Annotated in this window: 24 protein-coding genes and 1 pseudogene; 12 read left to right on the forward strand and 13 right to left on the reverse strand. The window is 65.6% G+C overall.

From position 1 onward, the window contains the following. Positions 1 to 10: 10 nt before the first annotated feature. Genes rhaI through ABZS43_RS25145 form a run of 3 tightly spaced genes read right to left on the reverse strand, consistent with a single transcriptional unit; the run spans position 11 to position 2,876 of the window. On the reverse strand, positions 11 to 1,165 hold the full coding sequence (gene rhaI, locus ABZS43_RS25135; protein ID WP_355038405.1) for an L-rhamnose isomerase: 1,155 nt from the start codon (positions 1,163 to 1,165) through the stop codon (positions 11 to 13). Beyond that, positions 1,165 to 2,487: an MFS transporter gene (locus ABZS43_RS25140; RefSeq protein ID WP_355038406.1), complete on the reverse strand. Its 1,323-nt coding sequence runs from the start codon at positions 2,485 to 2,487 to the stop codon at positions 1,165 to 1,167. Before ABZS43_RS25140 ends, rhaI begins: the two co-directional genes overlap by 1 nt. A gap of 53 nt (positions 2,488 to 2,540) precedes the next feature. Continuing rightward, on the reverse strand, positions 2,541 to 2,876 hold the full coding sequence (locus ABZS43_RS25145; protein ID WP_355038407.1) for an L-rhamnose mutarotase: 336 nt from the start codon (positions 2,874 to 2,876) through the stop codon (positions 2,541 to 2,543). A 254-nt stretch (positions 2,877 to 3,130) separates the two neighbouring features. On the opposite strand from ABZS43_RS25145, the gene ABZS43_RS25150 reads away from it, so the two are divergent. Continuing rightward, positions 3,131 to 3,877, forward strand: a complete 747-nt coding sequence (locus ABZS43_RS25150; protein WP_355038408.1) for a hypothetical protein — start codon at positions 3,131 to 3,133, stop codon at positions 3,875 to 3,877. Positions 3,878 to 3,891: 14 nt separating this feature from the next. Further along, positions 3,892 to 4,626, forward strand: coding sequence for a hypothetical protein (locus ABZS43_RS25155; protein ID WP_355038409.1), 735 nt, complete (start codon positions 3,892 to 3,894; stop codon positions 4,624 to 4,626). Positions 4,627 to 5,325: 699 nt separating this feature from the next. Here the strand turns inward: ABZS43_RS25155 and ABZS43_RS25160 are convergent. The 4 genes from ABZS43_RS25160 to ABZS43_RS25175 form a co-directional block, all read right to left on the reverse strand. Beyond that, complete coding sequence (locus ABZS43_RS25160) at positions 5,326 to 5,535, reverse strand: hypothetical protein (protein WP_355038410.1); 210 nt, start codon at positions 5,533 to 5,535, stop codon at positions 5,326 to 5,328. A gap of 527 nt (positions 5,536 to 6,062) precedes the next feature. Next, positions 6,063 to 7,673: a hypothetical protein gene (locus tag ABZS43_RS25165; protein ID WP_355038411.1), complete on the reverse strand. Its 1,611-nt coding sequence runs from the start codon at positions 7,671 to 7,673 to the stop codon at positions 6,063 to 6,065. A gap of 113 nt (positions 7,674 to 7,786) precedes the next feature. Beyond that, positions 7,787 to 9,061, reverse strand: a complete 1,275-nt coding sequence (locus ABZS43_RS25170) for a DUF3089 domain-containing protein (RefSeq protein WP_355038412.1) — start codon at positions 9,059 to 9,061, stop codon at positions 7,787 to 7,789. Positions 9,062 to 9,521: 460 nt separating this feature from the next. Beyond that, positions 9,522 to 10,157, reverse strand: coding sequence for a TetR/AcrR family transcriptional regulator (locus ABZS43_RS25175; protein ID WP_355038413.1), 636 nt, complete (start codon positions 10,155 to 10,157; stop codon positions 9,522 to 9,524). An 815-nt stretch (positions 10,158 to 10,972) separates the two neighbouring features. Between ABZS43_RS25175 and ABZS43_RS25180 the strand changes: the two genes are divergently transcribed. Next, positions 10,973 to 12,256, forward strand: a complete 1,284-nt coding sequence (locus ABZS43_RS25180; RefSeq protein WP_355038414.1) for a cyclopropane-fatty-acyl-phospholipid synthase family protein — start codon at positions 10,973 to 10,975, stop codon at positions 12,254 to 12,256. Positions 12,257 to 12,355: 99 nt separating this feature from the next. Here ABZS43_RS25180 and ABZS43_RS25185 read toward each other — a convergent pair whose 3' ends face one another. Beyond that, entirely contained in the window at positions 12,356 to 12,784 is a 429-nt protein-coding gene (locus tag ABZS43_RS25185) for a helix-turn-helix domain-containing protein (protein WP_355038415.1), read from the reverse strand. Between the two features lie 142 nt (positions 12,785 to 12,926). On the opposite strand from ABZS43_RS25185, the gene ABZS43_RS25190 reads away from it, so the two are divergent. The 8 genes and pseudogenes from ABZS43_RS25190 to ABZS43_RS25225 all read left to right on the forward strand — a co-directional run. After that, a complete protein-coding gene (locus ABZS43_RS25190; protein ID WP_355038416.1) occupies positions 12,927 to 13,310 on the forward strand; it encodes a nuclear transport factor 2 family protein in 384 nt (127 codons plus the stop codon). Between the two features lie 156 nt (positions 13,311 to 13,466). Continuing rightward, entirely contained in the window at positions 13,467 to 13,889 is a 423-nt protein-coding gene (locus ABZS43_RS25195; RefSeq protein WP_355038417.1) for a glyoxalase, read from the forward strand. Further along, a complete protein-coding gene (locus ABZS43_RS25200) occupies positions 13,890 to 14,564 on the forward strand; it encodes a helix-turn-helix domain-containing protein (protein WP_355038418.1) in 675 nt (224 codons plus the stop codon). 252 nt (positions 14,565 to 14,816) lie between these two features. Beyond that, positions 14,817 to 15,182 (forward strand): hypothetical protein, encoded by a 366-nt coding sequence (locus ABZS43_RS25205; RefSeq protein WP_355038419.1) that lies wholly within the window; start codon positions 14,817 to 14,819, stop codon positions 15,180 to 15,182. 12 nt (positions 15,183 to 15,194) lie between these two features. After that, positions 15,195 to 16,106 carry an SGNH/GDSL hydrolase family protein gene (locus ABZS43_RS25210; RefSeq protein ID WP_355038420.1) on the forward strand — a complete coding sequence of 304 codons (912 nt, stop codon included), beginning with the start codon at positions 15,195 to 15,197 and terminating at the stop codon, positions 16,104 to 16,106. After that, on the forward strand, positions 16,103 to 17,344 hold the full coding sequence (locus tag ABZS43_RS25215; protein ID WP_355038421.1) for an acyltransferase: 1,242 nt from the start codon (positions 16,103 to 16,105) through the stop codon (positions 17,342 to 17,344). Before ABZS43_RS25210 ends, ABZS43_RS25215 begins: the two co-directional genes overlap by 4 nt. A 477-nt stretch (positions 17,345 to 17,821) precedes the next feature. Next, complete coding sequence (gene helR / locus ABZS43_RS25220) at positions 17,822 to 20,044, forward strand: RNA polymerase recycling motor ATPase HelR (protein ID WP_355038437.1); 2,223 nt, start codon at positions 17,822 to 17,824, stop codon at positions 20,042 to 20,044. Next, a pseudogene (locus ABZS43_RS25225) lies at positions 19,960 to 20,298 on the forward strand (carboxymuconolactone decarboxylase family protein); the annotation flags it as partial. The gene helR and the pseudogene ABZS43_RS25225, both read left to right, overlap by 85 nt. Positions 20,299 to 20,382: 84 nt before the next feature. Here the strand turns inward: ABZS43_RS25225 and ABZS43_RS25230 are convergent. Next, positions 20,383 to 20,880, reverse strand: a complete 498-nt coding sequence (locus ABZS43_RS25230) for an ArsR family transcriptional regulator (protein WP_355038422.1) — start codon at positions 20,878 to 20,880, stop codon at positions 20,383 to 20,385. A gap of 38 nt (positions 20,881 to 20,918) precedes the next feature. On the opposite strand from ABZS43_RS25230, the gene ABZS43_RS25235 reads away from it, so the two are divergent. Further along, entirely contained in the window at positions 20,919 to 21,107 is a 189-nt protein-coding gene (locus tag ABZS43_RS25235) for a hypothetical protein (protein ID WP_355038423.1), read from the forward strand. A 56-nt stretch (positions 21,108 to 21,163) separates the two neighbouring features. Here ABZS43_RS25235 and ABZS43_RS25240 read toward each other — a convergent pair whose 3' ends face one another. From ABZS43_RS25240 to ABZS43_RS25255, 4 genes are all read right to left on the reverse strand, one after another. Then, positions 21,164 to 22,216: a fused (3R)-hydroxyacyl-ACP dehydratase subunits HadA/HadB gene (locus tag ABZS43_RS25240; RefSeq protein ID WP_355038424.1), complete on the reverse strand. Its 1,053-nt coding sequence runs from the start codon at positions 22,214 to 22,216 to the stop codon at positions 21,164 to 21,166. 119 nt (positions 22,217 to 22,335) lie between these two features. Next, entirely contained in the window at positions 22,336 to 23,571 is a 1,236-nt protein-coding gene (locus ABZS43_RS25245) for a cytochrome P450 (protein ID WP_355038425.1), read from the reverse strand. Next, on the reverse strand, positions 23,568 to 24,854 hold the full coding sequence (locus tag ABZS43_RS25250) for a cytochrome P450 (RefSeq protein WP_355038426.1): 1,287 nt from the start codon (positions 24,852 to 24,854) through the stop codon (positions 23,568 to 23,570). Before ABZS43_RS25250 ends, ABZS43_RS25245 begins: the two co-directional genes overlap by 4 nt. Further along, the gene (locus ABZS43_RS25255; RefSeq protein ID WP_355038438.1) at positions 24,851 to 25,426 is read right to left on the reverse strand and encodes an ATP/GTP-binding protein; all 576 of its coding nucleotides are present in this window, start codon (positions 25,424 to 25,426) and stop codon (positions 24,851 to 24,853) included. The genes ABZS43_RS25250 and ABZS43_RS25255 overlap by 4 nt, the downstream gene beginning before the upstream one ends. Positions 25,427 to 25,447 lie beyond the last annotated feature (21 nt).

The raw sequence follows: 25,447 nt of genomic DNA on the forward strand, positions 1-25,447 counted from the left end.
AACGTAAATATCAAGCACCCCAACCTGATTGGGGTCCGCCGACGCGTTCGGCATCGACCTGCTGCTGGTAGCCCGACCGGGCGAAGGCCGCCATGGGGTCCTCCGGCAGATCACGGTCGGTGCGCCATCGGGCCAGGCGGGGGCGGACATCGGTATAGAAGGCATCCATGAACACCGCGTTGGCGGCCAGCACATCGCCGGATTCCTGTGCCTCGGTGAGCGCTTCGGTATCGACCAGGCCCGCGCGCGCGGTCATCTCCTGCACGTTCAGTACCGATCGGATCTGTCCGGGGATCTTCGCCTCGACGTTGTGGCACTGGTCCAGCATCAGCGCCACGCCGGAACCAGCGTCGAGCCCGCCGCCCCGGATCACCTCGAACATGATCCGGAACAGCTGGAACGGGTCGGCCGCCCCGACGATGAGATCGTCGTCGGCGTAGAAGCGGGAATTGAAGTCGAACGAACCGAGTTTCCGCAGCCGCAGCAACTGCGCGACGATGAACTCGATATTGGTGCCCGGCGCGTGATGGCCGGTGTCCAGACACACCACCGCCCGCTCGCCCAGCGCGGCGACGTGGGCATAGGCGCTGCCCCAGTCCGGAACGTCGGTCATGTACAGGGCGGGTTCGAAGAACTTGTATTCCAGCACGAGCCGCTGATTCGCGCCGATGTGCTCGTAAATGGCGGCCAGCGATTCGGTGAGCCGGTCCTGGCGTCGACGGATATCGCCCTGGCCCGGATAGTTCGTGCCGTCGGCAAGCCAGATCTTCAGATCCCGTGACCCGGTCTCGTTCATCACCTCGACGCACTCGAGATGGTGGTCGACAGCTTTCTGCCGCACCTTCTTCTCGACATGGGTGAGGCTGCCGAACCTGTAATCCTCGTCCTGGAAGGTATTGGAGTTGATGGTGCCCAGCCGCACGCCGAGGTCATCGGCATAGGCGCCGAGCGCTGGGTAGTCGTCGACCGCGTCCCACGGAATATGCAGTGCCACAGTGGGTGCCAGTCCCGTCAATCGATGGACGGTGGCCGCGTCGGCGATCTTCTCCTCGACGGTGCGGGGAGTGCCCGGGGTCGAGAACACCTTGAAACGGGTGCCGGAGTTGCCGAATGCCCAGGACGGCAGTTCGATCGACAGATTGTCCAGTGCGTCGGCGGGGCTCATCAGCGGACTCCCACTTCGTCGTCGGGCACGCTCGTGTCGGGTGCGGTCGCGGCCACGCTGCCGTAGCGTTCGATCTCGATCTCTCGCAATGTCTTTCCTTGCGTGCGCGGTGCGAACACGGCGCCGATGACCAGCGCGACCGTCAGCAGGGCGACCAGCAGCAGTCCCACCGTGGTCAGGCCCGTGGCGGCGAGCAGTGTCGGGAAGAAGTAGCTGAGCAGGCCCGTGGCCGAGCGCACCACGAGGAACATGAACCCCTGGGCGCTGGCCCGGTACGGTGTGGCGAACAACTCGCTGGTCCAGAGGCTGTAGAACGCTTGGGCGCCGATGCCGGCGGAGACGCCCCACAGCACCGCGAAGATCAGCAGGGTCGACATGCCCGCGTCGGTGAAGAACACCAGTACACACCACGCGAGTACCCCGAGGGCCGCGCCGACGACGTAGAGCAGGCGTTGGGAGCTGCGGTCGGCGTAAGCCATGAAACCGAAATAGGTGGCAGCGACCGTGCAACTCCACACGAGTACCTGAAGCAGGTTCTGCTGCACCGCGCTGTGCACGCCCGCGCTGTCGTACACCCTGGGCATGAAGATGCCCGCCTGCCCGGCGACGGTGTTCCAGAAACCGTAGATCCCCATCAGCACCAGCAGTGCCGTGATGTTGATTCGCCGGGAGAACAGTCCGCGCAGTCCGGAACCGCCGAGGGCCGATCCGGCGGGTGCGGTCGCCTCGTCCCTCCAGATCTGGGATTCGGCGAGCCCTTGCCGGATCCACCACACCACCGCCGCGACGACGAACAGGTGCAAGAAGATCAGCCGCGAACCGAACAACGCCAACGGCGCCAGCGCGGTGGCCAACGCGAATCCGATCAGCGGGCCGATCGACCACGCCAACTGCGCCGTGCCGACATGTCGCGCGCGCTCGGTGGTCGGCGCCTGCTCGGCGATGTAGGTCCACGACGCCGGGACACCCGCACCGACCGCGAGACCGGTGATCACGAAGGCGGCCAACAGCATCGGGAAACTGACCGCGAACGCGGCCAGTAGGACACCGACCATATAGACGATCAAGTCGTAGGTGTAGATCGCCTTGCGGCCGTAGCGGTCACACAGTGGACCGCCGATCCCGGCGCCGACGGCGGCACCGAAGGCGTTGGCGCTCAGCGCAGCGAGCAATCCGACGGCGAAATCGCTGATGCCGAAGGCGTCCTGCCAGAACGTCAGGCTGGTCGCGATGGCGATGATCGAACCGGCTTCGATGTAATTGGACATGGCGACCGAGATCGTCGCCTTCCACCCAGTGGTGGATCGTGCGCCTACCTTCATTATTTCCTCATCGATCAGTGATGTGGCGTTCGCGTGGCGGAAGTGGGGGATTGTCAGTCGAGGTGGAAGTACTCGGTCAGTCGCCGCATCGAGGTATCGGGGTGCGCGCCGGGCGGGGCCTCGAAGAATTCGGCCATCGATTGCTGCCAGCGGGTATTCACCTCGGTCGATGCCATCGCCTTGTGCGCGCGCTCGAAGTCGTCGGTCTCGAGGTATCCGACCACCAGGCCGTTCTCGGGGCGCAGGAACAGCGAGTAGTTCGACCATCCGGCGGCGCGCAGCGCCTCGAGCATGTCGGGCCACACCGTCGCGTGCGCGTCGAGGTAGTCGGCTACCCGATCCCGACGCAGCGTCAGCAGGAAACAGACACGCTCGCGGGTGTCACACATGCAGGCCTCCACTGATCGAAACGTCTCAATCAGTGACCGTTGTCGCTGATTGCGACCACTCTAGGACGCCTCATCGCTTTAAATCAACAGAGAGTCGTTTACTTTTCGACTGAGTGTTGATTTTTTAGAACTCGGTGTCTTACTGTGTGGCGCGTCACTGTTTCTCGCAGCTGTGAGCCACATCGCGGCACCGCTCGTCGCCCCGCCGCGGTAGCCGGTGGCCCATATCGACAACAACATTGAGGGAACCTGCCATGTATCTACGACGAAGCGCGCTCGCCGCAGCTTTGCTGGTCACTTCCGTCGCGCTCGCCGCCGCACCAGCTGCGGCTGAACCGCGCCCGAGCGCCGTGTCCGCGGCACCGAGCGCGGCACCGAGCGCGGCTGCGCCGGTGGCCTACCGCGGCGAGGTCGTCGACGGTCGAGTACTGACCACGCTGAACGGCGGAACTTTCGCTCGGGCCGCCGACCGCGACGTCGTCGAGATCCGTGACAGCGCCGGTCAGGTGATCGACACCGTGCCATTGCAGGTCCGCCTCGACGGCCACCCGGTCGCGCTCGTTCACGAGATCTCCCTCGACGGCAGGCAATTGCGGCTGACCCCGCACACCGACGGGATCGATCGCCCGGCGCTCACCCCCGTCGCTTCGCCGGTGGAGAACCAACTGGCGATGAACGACCTGGTCAATGCCGTCAGCATCGGCACCTCGATCGGATCGCTGGTCGGCACGGCGATCGGCGCGACCCTCGGCATCGGCATCGGATTCGTCCTCGCCGGAGCCTCCTGCGTGGTGATCAGCCTGGGCTGCGTGGTCACCGTGCTACCGACCGTCGGGCTCGCCGGTGCCATCGGCGGCCTGGCCGGTGCCGTGCTCGCCGGCGGCCCCACCGCCGCCGCCGCGCTCTACGAATACGTCACCACGCTCAATGCCGCGCCCGGGCAATCGAAATTCGCCGCCCACGCCCCCGGCGTCGCCGAACCCGCCCCGGCTCTGCGCTGAACGGAAATGATCCCATGAGAACCCGAATCACCCTGCTCGCAGTGGCACTGGCCACCGGGCTCGCGCTACCCACCACCGTTCCAGCGACGGCGGCACCGGAGCCCACGCCGACCTACCGCGCGGGGGTAGTCGGCGGTATGGTCGTGGCCGCCGTCGACGCCGCCACTGTCGTCTCGGCGCCCGGCGACGACGCGCTGTCCATCATCGACACCACCGGCGCGCAGTTGCTGCGACTCCCGCTGCACTACACCCTCGATGACCAGCGATTCCCGATCCGCTACCGGATCTCCGACGACGCTCACTCGGTCGCCCTCGCCCCCGGCCGCGACACCCACCCGATCGCCTCTCCCATGGAGCACCAGCTCGCCCTCAACGATCTGGCTACCGATCTCACCGTCGGAACCCTGGTCGGAACCGTCGCGGGCACCGTGCTCGGTGCGTTGGTCGGCGCCGCCATCGGTCTGGGTTCCTGCCTGGTGGTCGGTCCCGGATGCCTGGCGACCACACCGGCCGCCATCGCCGCCTTCGCCGCGGGAGGAGGCGTGCTCGGCACCGTCGTCGTCGGTGGCGCCGGGATGGCCGACGGGCTGTGGAAATACCTCACCACCCTCAACTCCGCCCCCGGCCAGAGTCCCTATGCCGGGCGCGACGGAATCCTCGACCCCGCGGGCACGGGCGTGCCGGACGCCAACCTGCGCCTACCCAGCGGCTCGGCCGGTGGGCTCAAAGCGGGGTCTTCGGGCGGCTGAGTTCGTCTCCGGTTGCTGTGGTGTGGCGTTCGAGTGCGCAGCAACCCTCCGTCTTTCCCGCGGACGGCCTCGTCACTGCCCGGTCTCGCCACAGTGCGGCGCATTCGTGGTCGGTCCTCGAACAAGTCGAGAGGAAACCTCGTGAAGGAATCGAACAACCGTGCTCACACATCGCGGCCGCGGAGACGACCGGTCGACCCGATCCCACAAGTCCGGGCCACGCCCCCGAACGGTGCTGCGGGATCCGGCACCTTCCCACCGGCGGGCGTGCCAGCGACTCCGCGACGTGCCGGTGCGCAAGGGGAGGAGCCGATAATGATGAGAGTCCGCGATGTTCTCGACATGTTCGAGAAATGCCCGCGCTGCGGCTCCTTCGCCGAGGCCGTGGAGACCGTCCGAACATTCGGAAACGGTCGCGTCGAACGGACGATCCTGCTGACGTGCGGTTCGCCGTGCGGGTGGCACACGATCGTCCGCTGAACCGCCGCGGCGGGCACGGCGGCACGCAAAACCGCCGCCCGCAGGCCCGAATCGGCGTTCATCGCCTCCGTCAAGCTGCTGCACCACGGTGGTTTCCCGCTGACTGGCAATGCCGCGTCGCCTCGTCCGAGTTTCTCGTCGCGGGGAGTTCGTCAGCGCGGTGCATCCGCCATCGGAATCGATCCTATGGCGTCGAAATCATCGAGAGCGGTGGAGAATTCAGCGAAATGGTGGCACTCGAGGCTCGAGGTACAACCGTTCGCACGGCAGACGCGGCAGCGAGCCGTCCTCGAGGGTGTCGCGGAGCAACTCGATCGTGAACCAGGGCCTGTGGGTCCAATCGCAGATCAGATTGCGTACCGCTGCCATGGTGGCGGCGTAGTCGAATGCCTCGCCGCCCAGCCAGATCCGCAGGTGTACATCGTCCACGCATTGCGTCGATCGTGTCGCGGTAATGGCCGATCACCTCCTGAGACATCGCACCGTCGATGTTGTCCGGTTTCCGCCGTGCTCCTGAAACGGCACCGCTGACCACTTGTCCACGCCTGCGCCGACTGCGGTTCGCGGCGGTGCATCCACGTATCGGGCGCTCGCGGGGCCGGATCGGAGCAATGTGGATCGCCCCAGTTTAAGTCGTTGGGTCAGTAAAAATCAACATAACGTCGACTCTTATCGTCTCAGAGTTTACTGTCGAACTCGTGCCCAAAAATGGTTTCGCCGACAACTCTGCAGATTGTCGCGACGTCGATAAATGGCGCACCGGTTCGAGTGATGCAATGGCTCGACCAGCGCTGACCGCGGGTCGTCGACCGCTGCCGCCGCACCGGCCGTGAACATGAGTCAGGCCCTGCCCAGGATGTCTCGGGCATGGCCTGACTCGCGCGGCAGGCAGGTCGTTCGCCTGTACGAGCGGTTTGCCGATGAGCCCCGGCGGAGGATGGAACGCGGGGCGGTGTTCAGGTGAAGGCGGCGATGTCGGCTCGGCTGGCGGCGGCGAGTTGGAGTGTTTGGCCGACCAGGGCCATGGAGAGGTCGCGCATACGGGTGAAGTCGATTTTGTCGATGGTGGGCATTCCGGCGTTGAGTAGGTAGTAGGGGCCGGTGATGTAGTTGGAGTCGGCGAGGTTGCCGATGCTGTAGAGGTAGGTGCCTTCGCCGGGGAAGTACAGCGGGGGGCGGGGGATTGACCGTAGTGGGGCCAGGTGGGGTTCGGTGTTGACGGGGCTGTCGGGTTTGCCGAATTTGTTGGGCAGGAACGCGCGTGCGACTCCGGCGGGTGCGGCGTTCGCGCGGCGCAGCATGGAGGCGGCGGCGTCGACTCCGGCTCTGCCGCCGGAGGAGAAGAAGATGCCGGGTTCGTGGCGGCCGGTGGGGCGGACGTCGCCGTCGGGGGTGGGTAGGTATTCCATGGCGCCGAGGTGTTCGACGGTGATGGCCGCGGTCAGTCTGGGGACGAGGTCGTCGATGTGGTCGGCGAGGAAGCTCAGCGTGCCGATGCCGTCGAGGAAGTGGCCGCTGGCGAGCAGGATCGCGATGGTGCGGGGCCGTGCTTGGATGGGTAGTCGGGTGAGGTATTGGGCGGCGGCGAGGATGCCGTATTGGCCGTTCTCCTCGAGGCCGTTGGTGCCGTCGGTGTGGGTGTGGAGCAGGGTCAACTCGTCCGACATTCCGGGGATGAAGCCGACGACGTTGTGGCTGACGACCTCGTCGATGTCGGCTTGCAGCACGATCGTGGCCGTGCCGCGTTGGGCGGCAGCGGTTTTGAGTCGGGTGCCGGTGTCGCGGTCGACGTAGAGGCTGGGGATCTCCCGGAATTTGCCGTCGTAGGGGAAGTATTGGCCGGTGGCCCAGTGCTCGTTCAAATCGAGGATCCCGATCGAACCCGCGGCGCCGAGGGCTTTGAGTCGGTCGATGCGGTCGGCGGCGCCGTTGAACCAGGGCCGGGTGTAGAAACCGGTATCGGACAACTCCGCGCGTGGATCGAGCAGGGTGCCTGGATATTGCAGTGCTTTGAACGCCAGTAGCGGCAGGGAGGTCAGTGGTACGTCGTAGACGACGATCGCCCCGGCCAGCGGCGGGATGGACGACGGGTCGGAGAAGGCGTGTTCGTCGAGATATACCAGGGGCCCGGTGATTCCGGCGGCATCGGTGTTGCCGCTGTAGGGGACATACGACGGTGCCGGGAGTACTGTGCCGTCCACGCGCAGGCTCCAGTCGGTGGCCAACCAGCGTCGCATCGGAAAGGGCTCGAGGCGCACATCGGAAACACCCGCGGCCTGCAATTCACCGGCCAGTTTCCGGATATAGGTTTCGTGCTGCGGTGAGCCGGTGGCGCGCAGGCCGATGTCGTCGAGTTCCTGTCCCCAGGTGCGGAATTGGGCTTCGTCGATGAACTGCTCGCCGTCCACCGTGGCGGCCGCGGACGAGTTCAACGCGGCGTCGGGCCATCCGCTCCCGGGGCGGCCGAACGCGGGCGCGCCGGCGACCACTGTGCCCGCGGCGGCCAGGGCCATGCCCTTGAGTACGTCGCGGCGGGACAATCCCCGGGGGTGCGGGTTGTGGGGCACTGGTGCTCTCCATTCGGCGATACAGGTCAGGGGTTGATCAGGGGATGTCCGGCGCGCGGGGAACGCGGCCGGAAGTGTGAGGGCAGGACGAATCTGTCTCGTGCGCGCCCGATTCAGGGGCGGGTGCTGTGCCAGCGGGCGGCTTGGGCGGTGACCAGGTCGGTGAGATCGCCGAGGGTCAACGTGATGTCGGCGGCGTGCAGACCGAGATCGCCGGAGCCGGGAATCGCCAGTGGATGGGCGGCGTCACCGAGCAGCGCGGACAGATCGCCGTGCACTTGCAGCCAGGAGGACGTACCCCCGTCGACGTCGGTGGCGACCCGACAGGAGGCCGACAGCGCATTCGGGTAGCGGACGAACCCACCGGGCAGGTCGGGGCCATCGTTGTTGCCGGTCAGCTCCCGGGTCGCCACGATCGGGGAGATCGGCACGGCGGAGTTGTCCGCGCTGGGACGCAGCAGAGTGGCGGGGTTGACGCAGGCGGTCCGGTGCTCGCTACCGGGGTTCCAGACCATGCTGCCCGGCCCGGGGGTGGGTGAGTCCGCGGCGTAGGTGGAGTAGGCGATGACACAGCCGATCGGTATCGGCGCGCCGATCTCGCGTGAACACAACGGCAGATGCTGGAAAGTCGATTCCGGGTCGGTGCCGCCGCCGGCGAGCCGGTCGGCGGGGGTGCGGACCTTGCCGCCGATCGGCAGGGCACTGACCAGTTGCGCGGTGGTCTCGGGGTTGCCGTCGAAGCGGGCACGCGCCAGGTTCTGGATCGCGACAGCCCCCTGGGAATGCCCGAGCAACACGATGCCGCGCCGTTTGCCGGTCACCGGGTCGAGGTTGTCGTGGGACCAGTAGTCGTCGAAGGCGGCCACCACATCGTCGAAACCGGGGCCTTCGTAGGAATCGGTGCGGGTCACGACATTGACCGCGAGTTGGAGGAAGGTGTCCTGCCGGTAGAGCGGGGCGAACATCCGGCAGCGGCCCAGCAGCGGGCCCGCCTGTTCCAGGATCATGCTCACGTGCTCGGGCCGCGTCTGCGGGACGGTGCCCTCGATCGGGTTGGGTAGCAGGTCGGTGGTGCCATAGACATAGAAGCAGTCGACGTCGGCCGCCTTCGTGGTGGCAGGTGCGGTACCGGGACCGAGGGCCGTGACTTGTAACGACGCCATCCGCCCGTCGGGGAACCTTCCCTGCGGTCGGTCACCGAGTTCCCCGGCGCGGCCCTGACCGCAGGGGTTGTCCGTGAGCCCGGGGCGGCACAGCCAGGCGATCTGCGGCTCGGTCTCGGGTTCGGCATGCACGGGGGCAACACCGGCTGCGAGCAGGCCGACGAATACCCCGGCGGCCAGCACATGCCTCCGCAACACCCGTCGGGATCCCGAGATCTTCCACATCGTCGAACGCCTCTCCGCTGTCATTCCGCTCAGTCGTGCCCACTGTAGGACGTCCTGTCTTCAAATAACAACATGCTGTCGATTTTTTGTCGACAGTATGTTGATTATGGAAGGTATCTGTCCTACTGTGGCGTGTCGTTACTGCTCGAAGACGCAGGCCGGGTGGCAGCACCGATCGCCACTCCCGGACGTCGGCGGTTTTGAAGCGCGCACATGTGCCGGTACGACGACGAGGGGAAATGGCATGGATACAGGACGAACAGGAGTCGCTGACGCTCTGGCGGACACCGCGGTCGCCCCAACCGTCGGCCACAAGTCGACCGCGACAGTGCCGGTGCGCCCGACGCGGACCTGCGCTGAGTACGGCCCGAGGCCGTCCTCGGGCGGTTGACCTGCCGTTGGTTGTCGCGAGCGTCGGGCCGGGCGATCCTGCCCGCGCTCGCATCGAGAGGAGTGGTGGTTACTGTCCGGTCAAGCCCAGCATCCGCTGCGACACCACCGTCAGCGTGTCCACCAACCGCTGCTCGGCGGCCTCGTCGGCGGGCTCCAGGGAATGCTGGTAGGCGCTCTGCAACATCATCGCGATCATCGCCTCTGCCAGATCCCGCGCCGCCGGGGGCGCTGCCGCGGCGATACCGGCACGCTGGGCCCGATCGATCGATCGGGCGACATCGTCGACGAGCTCGTGACGGATCTGCGCCCAGAACTCGCGCAGATCCGGATCCGACTCCACCTGCAGGCGGATCGCGCGCAGCACTGGCCCCGACTCCTGCCACCGGCGCAGATAACCCGTGATCACCGCACGCAGATCGCCTACGCGCCCCTCGGCATCGGTCTCGAAACCGCCGATAGAGGAACGAATTTCAGCCGCCGCACGCTGCGCCAGAGCGCGCAGCACCGCTTCCTTGGAATCGAAGTAGAAATAGAACGACGACCGCGAAATACCCGCCCCCCGCGTCAGATCGTTCACAGTGATCTCGGCCAGCGATTTCTCCGTCAGCAGCCTCCAGGCCACATCCAGAATCGCCGCCTCTTTCAGATCGCCCTTGCTCGGCCCCCGGCGACGGCCCGACGACTTCTCCACCGCACGCGTCACTCGGCTACCTCCGTCGCGCCATCCTCGTCCGAAATTATCGACACATGGTTCAGAATAGGTGTTCGCCCAGCGCCAAGGGATAGGCAGCACCGCGTGGCGGGCGTGCCCGCGTTCCATCCGCGGCCGCCGAAAACCCTCAAATTGTCATCACGTGACGAAATTGGGCGGGAAAATGGGGGAGAAGGGGATTGGGGAGGCACGGCCTGACGCAATGGTCTACCCCTTTGGCTCACCTCCCGTGCGACGCAACACGACTCGGGAGAGGTCAGAAAAACTCGAGAGTGTCGGACGATGTCGAATCCACGCCAGATCGGATAACTTACGTCACAGTGACGCTAGCAGCGTTGCATAAATATGCGCATACGAATGAATCAACCAGCTACCTATCAGGTTTCCTGGAATCGACCCGCCTCCGGAGACTCTCAACTGCTGCCGGACGGCTCGCACCTTTTATCGGGACGGGCATCAGTCTAATTTCTTCCATCTGGCATAAATCCACCCGATTTGAACGCCGATAATCTACATTATGTCAAGTCAATCGCTGCCCGCCGCCGAAACTCGTCTCCCGGACCCAGCGGTCCCTTCGCAGCATCACTCGACGCCATCGGCATGACTCTGACCCGAACTACCTTGAAGGCCACCTACCGGCCGGGCGATCCTGACACCGTCGCACCCGTTCGATGCCGTGTCCCTGGTTACGTGAGCACCCCGACGCGCGTGCCTGGACCGCCCGTCAGCCCCCTATCCCGGCACGCGGCACGGATGGCGCCGCGTCGCTGCCACGACAGCAGCGCGACGCGGGCCATAGTGGTCGGATGGGTAACCAGGCCACGATCGCTGCCGCGTTCGAACCTCTGCTGCGAGCCACCTTGGGCCCCCACCCTGCGGTGGGGTTCGAATTCTGGGATGGCAGCACGATTCAACCCGATGGTGTAAGCCCCGGCACGATGCGCGTGCGATCCGCGGATGCGTTGCGCCACTTGGTCTGGGCGCCCGGCGAACTCGGCGTGGCGCGTGCCTTCGTCTCCGGCGCAGTGGATCTCGACGGCGACATATTCATGATGCTTCGCGCGCTCCAGTCGACCGCGCCGAACGACGCACGCCTCGGTCTCGGTGCGGCCTGGCAGGCCATCGTCGCGGCGCGCCAACTCGGAGTGCTCGGTCGCCGCCCGCAGCGACCACCGGAGGAGGCGCGACCGCGGCGCGGACCATTGCACACCAAACGTCGCGATGCGGCCGCGATCAGTCATCACTACGACGTCAGCAACGATTTCTACCGACTGGTGCTCGGACCGAGCATGACCTACTCCTGTGCGCGGTTCGTCCCGGACGACGACGGCTCATTGGAGGACGCCCAGCGCGCCAAGCACGATCTGATCTGCCGCAAACTGGGCTTGGCCGAACAGTCGGGCATGCGCCTGCTCGACGTGGGATGCGGCTGGGGTTCCATGGCGATGCACGCGGCGGCGACCTACGGGGCGCAAGTCGTCGGCGTCACCATAAGCGGCGCTCAGGTCGAGCTCGCCCGCCGGCGAGTCGCCGAGGCCGGGCTGTCGGGCAGTGTCGAGATCAGGCTTGCCGATTATCGGGACCTGCGCGGCGAAGAGTTCGACGCCATCTCCTCGGTCGGCATGTTCGAACACGTCGGCTCCGAGCGCGCCGCCGAGTACTTCGAGACCCTGCGCGCACTGCTGCGCCCGCGCGGACGGCTGCTCAACCACGCCATCTCCTCGCCGGGCGGCTCCATCATGCAGAATCGTTCCTTCATCGGGCGCTATGTCTTTCCCGACGGCGAACTCGTCGACGTGGGCGAAGTCGTGCTGGCCATGGAACGCGCCGGATTCGAGGTTCGTGATGTCGAGGCCATGCGCGAGCATTACGCACGCACTCTTCGCCTTTGGGTCGAAAATCTGGAAAAGGCTTGGGAACAGGCGGTTTCATTCGTCAGCGAAGGGCGAGCACGGATTTGGCGGCTCTATATGGCCGCCTCCGCGCTGGGCTTCGAGGACGGCGGACTCGGGATTCACCAGGTACTCGGTGTGGTCCCGGAAGCGACAGGGAACGCCGATATGCCTGCGACACGGCGTATCTGGGGATAGACCGAGGTCGGTCGGCGCTATCCGTGATCTGCGAGGCTTCGCCGATCTGCGAGGGCGTCGCCGATGCCTCTGTGACGACGAGCCGTCACCGCCGAGCGCCTACGGAACAGTCTCCGATGTGGCCGACTCGCTCATCTCGCGTTCGAGTTCGGCGCGTATCTCGGCGATGTAGTCCTCGGGATCGGAGCGGATGCGCGTGATCACCCGCTCCAGCGGTTGGGCTTGCGGCTCGTGTTCCATGCTCCACAGGGCCATCTCGAACAGCACCGGTAGCGCGTCGACCGCCCGGGGGGTCGGGACGTAGTGGACCTGGTTGCGTTCACCACTGCCCACTCGCGCTACCAGGTTCGCGGCTTCGAGGCGCTTGAGCCGGTCCAGTAGAACGCTGGTCGAGATCCGCTCGGCCGAATCGAGGAATTCCACCGGGCGTCGTTTGCCGACCAGCAGCATGTCGCGCAGCACCAGCAGCGTCCACGGATCCCCGAACACCTCGAGGAACATGTTCATCGGGCACGTCGATTTTCCCACCGCGCGTTTCATGTCCCCAGCATACCGACAACATTTGCATTACCAAAATGTTGCGGTATGGTCGGTCGGCCGGCTGTTCGAACGAGCGGTTCGAACGGACGAAAGTGGCACATTCCGGCAGCAATCGAACCGAGGAATCCTCATGCAACAGAACGTGATCGACACCGTCTCCGCGATGACCGCCGCCCTCGAACGCGGTGATATCGACACCGTCATGTCCTTCTACGTCGACGACGCGGTCGTGGCGTTCGAACCGGGCGCACCCGTGCGAGGCGAGGAGCACCTGCGGGCCGGGTTCGCGGCCTTCGCCGCGGTGAAACCGGATTTCCGCTACGACAACGGACACGAGGTCATGATCACCGGCGACATCGCCGTGCACATCGCCCCGTGGACGATGAGCGGCACCGCACCCGACGGCACACCGATCGCCCAGAGCGGACTGTCGGTGGCCACCCTGCGCCACCAAGCCGATGACAGCTGGAAGATCGTGCTCGACAACCCCTTCGGCGCTCGCCTCATCCCCTGACCAGTGCGCTGGCTACGGAGGGAAGTCCGGGTCCGCGTGCCGTCGGAGCGCTGACTCCAGTTACTTGCTATTGACAACTTCACTTGTTTTTTGCAAGTATCAAGGCTCCGGATGAGACCACCAAGGGAGCAATCTGATATGCCTACGAAGATCTCCGTGAGCTACCCGACCGCCGACCTCGAGCGCAGCAAGGCGTTCTACACCGCGATCGGCGCGACCATCAATCCGCTCTTCACCGACGAAAACGTCGCCTGCCTGGTGTGGGACGAGAACTTCCAATTCATGCTGTTGACACGCGAATTCTTCGCCACCTTCACCGACAAGCACATTGCCGACCCGGCGAAAACCGCACAGGTCCAGACTGCGCTTTCCCTCGATTCCAGGGAGGATGTCGACACGGTCGTCCAGGCGGGTCTGACGGCCGGTGGTTCCGAACCTCAGCCGGCCCAGGACTACGGGTTCATGTACAGCCGTGACCTGGAGGACCCGGACGGCAACAACCTGGCCTTCCTGTACGTGGCACCGCAGGGGGCCGAACAAGATCCGCAGGCGAATCCGGCCGAGCAGGCTCAGGTCTGAGTGGCTGCCCGCAGCTACGGGCAGTACTGCGGTATCACCACTGCCGTCGAGCTGGTCACGGAACGCTGGGCACTGCTCATAATCCGTGACCTGCTCGTCGGTCCGCGGCGTTACACCGACTTGAAGCAGGGCCTGCCCAAGATTCCGACGAACATCCTCGCCGCGCGCCTGAAGGAGTTACAGGAGGGCGGGGTGATCCGTCGCGTCGCACTGCCACGATGCGGACTCGTCTATGAACTCACCGGATACGGGCGTGATCTCGAGCCGATCGTGCTGGCGCTCGGCCGATGGGGATTCCGGTCGATGGGCGAACCCAAGGATGACGACATCGTCACCGCCGACTCGCTGACGATGGCACTGCGCACCGCGTTCAGACCGGAATTCGCTTCGATGTCACTGGATTTCCAAATCCAGGTGGGTGCCGTCGAGTTGCGTGCCCAGGTCGGCGACGGCGAGTTGAAGGTGTTCCAGATCGCTCCCCCGACACCGCCGGTGGGCGGCTCGCTGCCCAGCGGCGAGCCTGAACTGCGGTTCGTCACCGGCCCGGGTATCCGCCACCTGATCGCGGGCACACTGACCCCTGCCCAGTCCGTGGAGCAAGACGTTGTCACCATCCTGAAGGGCAATTCGAGACTGCTCGAGCGATTCGCGCAACTCTTCCGAATCGACACATGACCGCACTCCGGTCGCCCACGGCGGGGCGGCCCGGTTTTCATCCTCGGACTTTCGTCACCGGTGGGCGCGGGGCACTGGAGGTGCCTGACACGGTTTCCCACCGTACGATTACCCGCTCCTCCGAAATGGCACCAGCCGGAAGAAATAGCGTCTCGCAACTCCGCATCGGACAGCGCAAGATTTCGTGTCGGCGCGCGCAAATCTGCACTCGCCCAACGAGAAACATTGTGCTGCCGAGGGAGAACGGGATCCATGAGAATTCGTCTCGCAATTGTCGCCGCTTGCGGGGCTGTGATGCTGACCGGATGCGGTGGAGACGGTGATGATCCGAAGGAGCCGGTGAGCACATCGAGTTCGGTGCAGACACCCGCGACGACCACACCGGCACCGTCGAGCCCGGCGGCGGAACCCGCGGCGCCGACGCCGTCCGGTGGCGCGCAGCCCGAACCCACACCGGCCCCCGCCGCCGAGGTACCCGCCCCGCAGCCGCCCGCCGCCGAACCCGCGCCGCAGCCCGCACCCCGTCAGCAGACGCAGCAGGCACCCGCGCCTGCCCCCGCACAGCAAGCTCCGCCGACTCTCACCGACCCCGGCTTCGAGCCTCGGGCCGGTTACTGAGCAATGGGAATCATGTTCACAGGCAAGCTGTCTCGCCGATTCGCCGCGTTCGCGCTGGCCGCCGTCGCGTTCGTACCCGCCATGCCGACCGCCTCGGCCGAATCCGCACCGGGTAGCAGACTCGTCGTCATGGGCGATTCGTTCGCCGCCAACGGTTTCCGCTGGCAGGCCGACGCGAAGGAGTGCCTGCGCGGCCCCGCGTCCTGGCCGACGCAACTCAGCCAGCTCATGGGTATCGCGGGTACCCCGGACTTCCGAGACGATTCCTGCTCCGGTGCGGCGATCAAGACCAAATCGGGCTACTCCCTCGCCCAGGAAGCGATCAACGCCGACAAGGCGGGCGGGTTCGGAGCACGCACTCGGGTGATCGCCATGCAATTCGGGCTCAACGATTCCTGGGGCACCGAACACTCCACCACGCTGTGGGGTTCGTTGCAGCCGTGCGTGTTCAACCTGGAGCAGGGGTGCGGCCTGGACGCGGCCGCCGAAGGCAGGATCACCGACTACCGCGGGGTGTCCGGCGAGGAATACGCGGCGCGGATCCGCGAAGTGGTGACCTATGTGCGCTACTACGCTCCGAACGCCAAGGTCGTGCTGGTCGGCTATCCCGAATTCTTCCCCGCTGGGCAGGATTTCGCGTGCTTCGACATCCTCGGGGCGGGCGACTTCATCCAGCCCAGGGCCGAGGGGCTGATCGAATACCTGGACCGGATGGACGCGGCCCAGCGGGAGGCGGCCCGACTCCTCGGAATCGAATACTTCGACGCCAGAGCGATCACCGCCGGACACGGACTGTGCTCGAACGATCCGTGGCTCAACGGCGCCTTCGACCCGCGGACCGATCTGATCGGCATCCCGTTCCACCCGTCGGCACACGGTGACACGGTGATGGCGAACGCTCTGTACGAGCGGTACGGGAAGTGACGGCGGGGGCGGGTGTCCGCACCGGAGCCGCATCACCGGGCGCGGGCACCCGTCCCGCGCTCCCCTCGCTGACCGGATCGCGCTGGTGGGCGGCGCTGCTGGTGTTCATCCTGCACGCGCTGATATTCCTGCCGGTGTATCCGTTCCAGAAGTCGAAGCTGTTCCGCCACATCCACCAAGTGGTGCCGATGCATCTGGGCGCGGTCGGGGTGACGTTCTTCTTCGTGCTGTCCGGCTTCATCATCTACTGGTCGTTCCGGCCGGGAGATACCGCGGCGCGGTTCTACCGGCGTCGCCTGCTGAAGATCTACCCGACGCACCTCGTCGCGGCCGTGGCGTTCGTGCTGGTGGCGAACGTGCCACTGCACCGGTTGGTGGTGTGGCTGCCGAACGCGCTGCTGGTACACACCTGGGTGCCGAAGTGGACGATGGTCGGCGGCATGAACGTGCCGTCCTGGTCGTTGGGCGCGGAAATGTTCTTCTACCTGTCCTTCCCGGTGGCGCTCCCGCTGGTGCGCCGGATCCGCGGCGACCGGGTGCTGTGGGTGATGATCGGACTCGTGGTGTTCGTCCTCGCCCTGCACACCGCCTACTACCTGTGCTTCCCCGGCCCCAAGGGCATCGAGAACGTCTTCGCGCCGCGCCTGGTGCCCGGTGAGGTGTCACCATCCTGCGAACTGCACTCCTGCCCGATCTGGTTCGCGCAGGACGACATTCCGGTCGCCCTCTCCTACTGGCTCAGCTACACCTTCCCGCTCTCCCGGCTCCCCGAATTCTTCGTCGGCGTGCTCGCGGCCCGCCTGGTACTGGAAGGCCGCTGGACCTCGACCCGCCTCCAATGGCCGCTCACCACCCTCGCCGCCGCCTACGCGATGACCTGGGTGGTCCCGGTCAACTTCAAGATGTCGGCCCTGGTACTGGCCCCCATGACGGCACTCGTCGCCACCCTCGCTGCCCGCGACATCGCCGGAATCCGCGGCCTCGGCCTCAACACGGCACCGAGCGTGGTGTACCTGGGAAACATCTCCTTCGCCTTCTACCTCGTCCAGTTCCCGGTGATGGTCCTGATCACCCGATTGTTCATCGGCGGCAGACAATTCGGGATACTGGGCTGGGTCTTCTTCGCGGCACTCAGCCTGATCCTGTCCCTATTGGCGGCAGCGGCCGTGTACCGGTGGGTCGACGAGCCGATCATGCGACGCTTCGCCGGGAAGCGAAAGGCGGTGGCGGTGACGTGACCTACGACATTCCCTACGCAGGGTTTACCCGCAGCTGATCGCGTTCCGCGGAGCCTGCGACTTCGCCCTCCGGTAACAGAGTGTTCTCCATGGTGATGCAGGCGCTCGCCCGCGCCTGATCCCGGTTGGAGCCACCGACGGCGGCATCGGCGCGTCGAATCTCGCACTGGGAACCGATGAATGGCGAACCCGCACGAGGTTCGTCCGGCCGCGACGAATGCGGCGCATAGGAGGAACACACTCCCTCCACTCTCAACTTATAGCGCACCCCGGGGCTTGCGGCAAGACCCGGGTGATGCCCCAGAATTGCCCACCGAAGCCAGAACCTGCGGAAATGGGAGTGCCGAATTGCGTGTGTTGTCGTCGACGGATGGGTCGGGCGGGAACGGGGATCCGTTGGTGTCCGACCGCCACGATCAGCGTCGAAGTATCGACCGTGGCCCAGCGCGAAACGAACCTCACATGGGAGCTGATGACGTGAATCCCTTGACTACCAGTGTGTTCGACCTTCCCGACCACCTCGCCCGCAAGGCCGACCCGAAGCTCGTAGCCGCCGACGAACAGCATTTCGCGGCCATCGCGGAAAGCCTCGAGCAGTCGATCGCCGACCTGAACAAGCGCCTCGACGCCACCCGCAAAGCACCCGCCCGCGCAGGCCAGGAGGCCGTGGAGCGGGACTCGGAGGTCCACCGGCTGACCGCGCGCCTGCGCTCCCTGCGGCGCTTCGGCGTGGACCTGTGCCTCGGACATATGGTCAGTGCGGACAACCCGGAGCCGGTGTACATCGGACGGCTCGGCCTCTTGGACAGCGCGGGGAATCAGCTGCTGATCGACTGGCGCTCCCCCGCGGCAGAGCCGTTCTTCGGAGCGACCCATGCCAACCCGATGGGTCTCGTAAGACGCCGCAGGTATCGCTGGAGCCGCAACCGGATCAGCGATTACTGGGACGAGGTGTTCACCCCGGACGGGTTCGAGAGCAACGCCGCGCTCGATGATCAATCCGCCTTCATCGCCAGCCTTGGCAGCAACCGGTCGGCCCGGATGCGGGACGTACTCGGCACCATCCAGGCCGACCAGGACGCCATCATCCGTGCGGGATCTCGCGGCGCTCTCGTCGTCGACGGCGGCCCGGGTACCGGTAAGACCGTCGTCGCTCTGCATCGCGCCGCCTACCTGCTCTACTCCGACCCCGCACTTCGTCACCGCGTGCTGTTCGTCGGCCCGCACGAGCCCTACCTCGCCTATGTCGCCGACGTCCTGCCCAGCCTGGGCGAGGAGAACGTGCAACTGTGCACCCTGCGCGACCTCGTCATCGAAGGTGCGGCGGCGACAATCGAAGCCGACCCGGACGTGGCTCGCCTGAAGTCGTCCGCGGATATGGTGCGGGCGATCGAAACGGCCGTGCGGTTCTACGAGCAGCCGCCCACCAAGGGCATGACGGTCGCGACCGACTGGTCCGACATCTGGCTGAGCCCCGAGGACTGGGCCGAGGCGTTCGAAGCGCCAGAACCCGGCACTGCGCACAACGAAGCGCGCGAGCAGATCTGGGAGCTGCTGCTCACGATCCTGATGGACAAGTACGACGGTGACGCTCCGGGCGCCCAACTCCGGAAGTCGTTGCTGCAGAACGACGAATTGCGCACGACTCTCGACAACGCGTGGACGATGATAGAGGCGGCCGACCTGGTCGCGGACCTGTGGTCGGTACCCGCCTATCTGCGCAAATGCGCTCCCTGGCTCAGCCCCGACGACGTTCGGAAGCTGCAACGCGCGGACGCCGACCGGTGGACCGTGTCCGACCTGCCACTTCTGGACGCGGCACGCCAGCGGCTCGGCGACCCGACAGCGTCACGACGCGCGCGTCAGTACATCGCAGCGGTGAACGCCGAGCGCGAACGCATGTCCAGCGTCATCGACGACCTGATCGCCTCCGATACCTATGCCGACGGCGAAGGCTTGATGACCCAGCTGCGTCAGCAGGACCTACGGGAGATACTGGTCGACGAGACCGCACTGCCCGGCACGGAACCCGATCAGCTGGCAGGCCCCTTCGCGCACATCATCGTGGACGAAGCCCAGGAACTGACCGATGCGGAGTGGCAGATGTTGCTGCTGCGCTGCCCGTCTCGCAGTTTCACCATCGTCGGGGACCGCGCCCAAGCCCGGCACGGGTTCACGGAGTCATGGCAGGAACGTCTCGAGCGGGTGGGGCTCGACCGGATCAACCTCGCCTCGCTCAGCATCAACTACCGGACGCCGCGAGAGGTGATGACGGAAGCCGAGCCGGTCATCCGGGCCGTGCTCCCGGACGCCAACGTGCCGACATCCATCCGCAGCGGTGGCGTCCCGGTCGTACACGGGTCTGCTTCGGATCTGGGTTCGATCCTCGATACCTGGCTTGCCGAGCATGACGACGGGATCGCCTGCGTCATAGGCGATCCGACGTTCCGGGCGACGTCGCGCGTCCGGTCGCTGACCCCAGCGCTGTCGAAGGGGCTCGAGTTCGACCTGGTCGTTCTCGTCGACCCGGAAGCGTTCGGCACGGGCATCGAAGGAGCGGTCGACCGCTATGTGGCGATGACCCGAGCGACCCAGCAACTCGTCATCCTCACAAGCTCGGTCGGCGACCACAGGTGCTGTTCGGCACGGGCGTCTACGAGACCATGCTGTTGCTGTCGAATCGGCTCGATCCGCGGTTGAAGGAGTTGGCGGAGCTGAAAACCGCCGGTCTGGAGAAGTCGGTACTGGAATTCGCGGAGGCCATGACCGTGACTCCGGCAGTCGATATCGATGCGCTTCGCACACAATTGCTGACGCATCTGTCGAAGGCGCAGTTGACCGAATTGGCCGCGGCTATCGCCTGGGAGAATCAGCGTGCGCGCCTCAACCAAGGACTCGGTGTCCGGCCGACGGGTATAGCGGAGGGAATGGTCTGCGCACTACCGGAGCGATGAGTTCGGCTTCCCCGTATCCATTTAGAGCATCAGGCCGAGATCGAGGCCGTGTGTGGTCTCGATGTCGACACCCCTCTCGCCGCATCACGTCGGTAGTGGAAAAAAGATCGGGCTGATGAGGTACTTACGGCGCTCACCCTCCGGTGCGTTCGAGGCGACCGACTCGAGGACCTTTCCGAGCTGAGCTATGAGGTGGGCACGTTCGTCGTCGGTGAGCCACACAGGTAATTGAATGTAGGAGACGTTGTCGCGGTAGGGCTCGGCATCGGTGGTGTGCAGATAGTGCTGAAAGCTCGACGCCAGCACACTCATGGCGGCAGCGAACAAGGATTGATGGTCGTCGGTGGTCAACGCGGCCATCTCTGCGGGCGGCATCGCCGCGCCACCGGGGGCGAATCGGTAGGTCCGTTCGACTGCTCCGCGGCGCCGCTCTTCGCGATGCACGACCAGTATGCCGGCATCGAGCAGCACGGCGAGCTGGCGATACAACGTCGGCCGCGAGACATCGGGTAGCGAATCCAGTAACGAAGCGGCCGTGAACTCGCGGCCGTCCATGGCGGTGTTGATGATGCGGATTCGCACAGGGTTGCGAAGAACCTCTACCAGCTCCATATTCCAAAGTGGCACCTGTCGCAGGAGCGCGGTGTTACGCGAATCCGGTCGCGGCCGTCTCATGGTCGGACGACGACCAGATCGCCGCACTGGTCTACCCGGTCGCCATGATCAACGCCGCCACCCGGCTGAACGTGATCGTGCGCCAGCAGGGCGGCTCATACGAGGTAGGCATGTTCGACGCCGCGGTCAACTGACAGGCAGGCGAATCCCGGCCCGGCACAGCATCATTCGAGCCGGGCCGGAATTCGTCTCAGCTGAACTGGATAGTGGTGGTCGCCAATCCGAAGATCTTGCGACCACCGGACTTCGCCACGATATTGACGACCGCGCTCCGAGCGGCCGGATCCAGCGACTTCACCCGGCCGGAGTATTCGATCTCCCCACCCGACTTGGCGTCGACCACCGTGTAGTTCGACAGCCGGACACCGTATCGCGTGACCGCGCCCGGATCCCCCGACCAGGCGGATACGAATCCCGCTCCCAGTCCCATGGTCAGCATGCCGTGGGCAATGACATCGGGCAGGCCAGCGAGCCGGGCAACCCGGTCGTCCCAATGAATGGGATTGCCGTCGCCGGAGACGCCCGAATAGTTGACGAGGTCGCCACGGGAAACGCGCGCGTTCCGAATCGGGAGTTCCGCACCGACGGTCAACTCCTCGAATGACATGACCGTGGCCGGAATTCGCGCGGCGCCCTCCATCGAGAGCCGAAGCTCCCCCTCGGGACGACGTGGTGTCGGCTTCGCGCGCGCCTGCGCGATCTCCTCCGGCGTTCTGCCGCCTCCGAAGATATTGACCCCGTGCACCATGATGTTCTCCACGGCGCGGGTGATCTCCGGGTCCACCCCCTCACCGGCGATACCGACGACGGTCGTATGCATGACGTGCACGACCTCACCTGCCTGATCGGTGAAGGTATTGGTGACGGTGATCAGATCCTTGCCCGCGATCCGGCGAACCGAAGACAGTTCCACATCCGTGATCAGCACGTCACCGGCGACTATCGGCTTGTACTGCTCGAAAACCTGCTCGGTCTGCACGAACATGTCGTATCCGACCACAACGGTCTCGAACAGCAGCCGGTTGGCCGCCATCGCGGGAATCGAGACGAACGTCAGCGGAGCCAACAGACCCGCGTATCCGAGTTTCGTCGCCGCGTCCTCATCCCAATGCGCGGGGTGATAGTCCTGGACGGCTCGCGCGTATTCGCGGATCTTCTCCCGACCGACTTCGTACGTGCCTTCCGCCTGGTAATAGTGCCCCACTTGCGACGCGACATCGGGTGCATCGACTACCGAACTCACGTGAACCTACCCTTTGTTCGAGGAACGGACTCACGGCACGATATCGGAAAGCCGGGCACGAGCGTGCCCGGACAGTCGGATCCGAAGTCGACCCGGCGCGTCGGACCGTTACGGCCCGATCAGCTGCCGAGCTGAACCGGGAACGCCGCGAGATCGTTCTGGGTCAGGACCGGAAGATTCTGGATCTGCTCCCCCGGCACCGCCAACCGCAGATCCGGGAAACGCGCGAACAGGGCGGGCAGGGCGATACCGCCCTCCAACCGCGCGAGTGCCGCACCCGGACAGATATGCGGGCCGTAGCCGAAGGTCATATGGCGATTCGCGGTCGGGCGCGTGACATCGAAGACGTCGGCATCGGGGCCGTGCATCGCGCTGTCACGACCGATCGCACGGTAGGAGATGACGACGCCCTCGCCCTTCTCGATCGTCATACCGTCGATCGTGATGTCCTCGGTGGCGAAACGCATCAGCAGATGCGTCACAGGGCTGTCCCAGCGCAGCGTTTCCTCCACCACCAGATCCCAGCCGATCTCACCGGAACGGACCCGGTCGAGCTGGTCCGGATTGCTGAGCAACGCGCGTACGGCGCACAGGATCAGGTTGATCGTCGTTTCGTGTCCCGCGGCGACGAGAGCCTTCAGGTTGCCGACCACTTCCTCCTCGGTCAGCGGTTCCCCGCCGTCGGTGGCCTGGATGAGGGCGCTGGTCAGGTCGTCGGTCGGGTCGGCGGTCTTCTTGCGCACCATGGCGGTGAAATACGCGTCGAGTTCATCGATGACGCGCAACCGCTCGTCCTGCGGTGTCAACAGCGAGAAGAACGCCTTGTACCAGTCGAGCAGCATGGCGTGATCGCCGCGCTCGACGCCCATCAGCTCGCTGACCACCCGCATCGGCAGCGGATAGGCGAAGACCGACTTCAAGTCGACCGTCGCACCGTCGCGTCCCGCCTCGGCGAGATCATCGAGCAATTCGGCGGTGAACCGCTCGATGACCGGGCGCAGCGCGTCCAGACGGCGTTTGGTCAATGCCTGGGTGGTCTTGATCCGCAGCCGGCGATGCTCCGGCCCGTCGACGGTGAACATGGAGCGGCCCGCGTCGATCATGCCGATCAGCGGCCACTGCCTCGTCACCACGCCGGTCTGCCACAGCGACCATGCGTTGATGTCCTTCACCAGCCGCGTATCGACCAGCAATTGCCGGGCCAGCGCATGACGGGTCACCGTCCAGGCGGGCACCCCGAGTAACTCGATGCGGGTGATCGGATCCGCGCCAACGAGGTAGGCGGTTTCCCCGGCGAGATCGGCGACCATGGGGTCGATGACGAGGGGCTTGGCGTGTGGGCAGACCTGACTCATGGGGTACCTCCAACTGCACGAACCGGGGTGAAACGGACTGGAAGCGACGTCATTCCGCGCAGGAAGGCCGACGGGCGGCGCACCAGCGTTTCGGCGGGCACCGCGAGATCGATATCGGGCAACCGGTCGAGCAGCACTTCCAGACTGGTTCGCGCGATGGTCTCGGCGATCTGCTGCGCGGGAAATGGGCAGCGGTATTCGCCGTGGGAGAACGCGAAATGCGCGCAGTTACCGCTGTAGGCGGGTTCCACCGAATCGGCCACATGCTGGCGGACGTGCGGATCGGCATTCGCGGCCGCGAGACCGAGCAGCAACATGTCGCCGCGACGGATCACCTTGTCGCCCAGCCGGGTATCGCGGGCAGCCCACCGACCGGACAGGATCTGTGTCGGCGTGTCCTCCCACAGGACCTCGTTCATCGCCTGACCCACACTGTGCCGACCGCCGCCGAGCGCCGCGGCGAAACGATCGTCGGTCAACATCAGGCGCACCGAATTGCCGATCCAGTCCGAGGTAGGCAGATGCCCCGCGGCGGTGATCGCCATCAGGTCCAGCACGTATTCCTCATCGGTGAATCCACCCTCGTGCGCCAGCATCCGCGAGACCAGGTTGTCCCCCGGCCGCGCTTTGGTCGAGGCGAGCAGATGCTGCATCTGGCCGAAGAACTGTCCGTGGGCGGCCTGGGCGTCCGCACCGCCGTCGGCCAGAGCCTTCATCGTCCACGCGAGCTGGCCCCCGTCCTGGTCGGGGAATCCGAGGATCCAGGCCAGCGCGAGAATCGGCAACGGTTCGGCATAGTCGGCGACGAGTTCGGCCTCGCCCTTCCCGCAGAAATGATCGATCAGACGATCGGCCAGATCCTCACAGACACGGCGCAATTCGTAGGGGTCGACGGTGTCCATCGCGGACTCGACCATCTCGATATGGCGGCGATGTTCGGCGCCCGCGGTGTAGTACACCGACGGCATCGGCTGCCCGATCATCGGCCGCAGCGGCCAATCCCCGGGAATCTCGGGCCACTGGTTCCACAGTCCCACGTCGCGGGGAAACAGTTCGGGATCGCTGGTGACCTGATGCATCTCGCGATAGCCGATCACCAGCCACGCCGGGACGCCGCCCGGCAGCTCGACGGACACCACCGGCCCGTGGTCGCGACGCATATCGTTGTACAGCCGATGCGGATCGGAATGAAAACGCGGTCCACTCAGAGGAACCGGCGTCTGCTCGGTGCGCCCGGATCGTGCGCCACCCGATTCGTACGCGATGACGTCGGGGTTGGTCATGACGCTGTCTCCGATGTTCGGCTCACGAGGAGGCGACGGTCGCGCCCCATGGCGCGGCACGCGAACAGACGCTCCACCAACGCGATGAGAACGGCTTTACAGGATTCGCGGGATCTGGCGTCGCAGTTGATGAGCGGCACATCGGGATCGAGATCGAGTGCGTCGCGAATCCGGCGGGGATCGATAGATCCGCCGAAATTGTTGCAGGCCACGATGAATGGAACCCCTTGGTGCTCCAGTCGATCAATGGCGTACCAGGAGTCGGCGATCCGCAGCGGATCGACGAGGACGATGGCGCCGAGTGCCCCGGTGAACAGCCTGTCCCACAGGAACCAGAACCGTTCCTGCCCCGGCGCACCGAAGAGATACAGGACGTGTTCGGCGTCGATACTGATACGCCCGAAGTCGAATGCCACAGTGGTGGTCGTCTTGCCGGTGACGCCGGTGAGGTCGTCGACGCGCAGACCCTCCTGGGTCATCGTCGCCTCGGTATCGAGTGGGCGGATCTCGCTCACCGAGCGCACCATGGTCGTCTTACCGACGCCGAAACCGCCGACGATGACTATCTTCAGGCCCTGGCGAGTGTCCGAGTG

The organism is Nocardia sp. NPDC005366 (assembly GCF_040606855.1).
Taxonomy (GTDB): domain Bacteria; phylum Actinomycetota; class Actinomycetes; order Mycobacteriales; family Mycobacteriaceae; genus Nocardia.

Bases quoted from the DNA above. Each gene is read 5' to 3' on its own strand.
- rhaI (WP_355038405.1), bottom strand. From the start codon at position 1,165: ATGAGCCCCGCCGACGCACTGGACAATCTGTCGATCGAACTGCCGTCC.
- ABZS43_RS25140 (WP_355038406.1), bottom strand. From the start codon at position 2,487: ATGAAGGTAGGCGCACGATCCACCACTGGGTGGAAGGCGACGATCTCG.
- ABZS43_RS25145 (WP_355038407.1), bottom strand. From the start codon at position 2,876: ATGTGTGACACCCGCGAGCGTGTCTGTTTCCTGCTGACGCTGCGTCGG.
- ABZS43_RS25150 (WP_355038408.1), top strand. From the start codon at position 3,131: ATGTATCTACGACGAAGCGCGCTCGCCGCAGCTTTGCTGGTCACTTCC.
- ABZS43_RS25155 (WP_355038409.1), top strand. From the start codon at position 3,892: ATGAGAACCCGAATCACCCTGCTCGCAGTGGCACTGGCCACCGGGCTC.
- ABZS43_RS25170 (WP_355038412.1), bottom strand. From the start codon at position 9,061: ATGTGGAAGATCTCGGGATCCCGACGGGTGTTGCGGAGGCATGTGCTG.
- ABZS43_RS25180 (WP_355038414.1), top strand. From the start codon at position 10,973: ATGGGTAACCAGGCCACGATCGCTGCCGCGTTCGAACCTCTGCTGCGA.
- ABZS43_RS25190 (WP_355038416.1), top strand. From the start codon at position 12,927: ATGCAACAGAACGTGATCGACACCGTCTCCGCGATGACCGCCGCCCTC.
- ABZS43_RS25205 (WP_355038419.1), top strand. From the start codon at position 14,817: ATGAGAATTCGTCTCGCAATTGTCGCCGCTTGCGGGGCTGTGATGCTG.
- ABZS43_RS25210 (WP_355038420.1), top strand. From the start codon at position 15,195: ATGTTCACAGGCAAGCTGTCTCGCCGATTCGCCGCGTTCGCGCTGGCC.
- ABZS43_RS25245 (WP_355038425.1), bottom strand. From the start codon at position 23,571: ATGAGTCAGGTCTGCCCACACGCCAAGCCCCTCGTCATCGACCCCATG.
- ABZS43_RS25250 (WP_355038426.1), bottom strand. From the start codon at position 24,854: ATGACCAACCCCGACGTCATCGCGTACGAATCGGGTGGCGCACGATCC.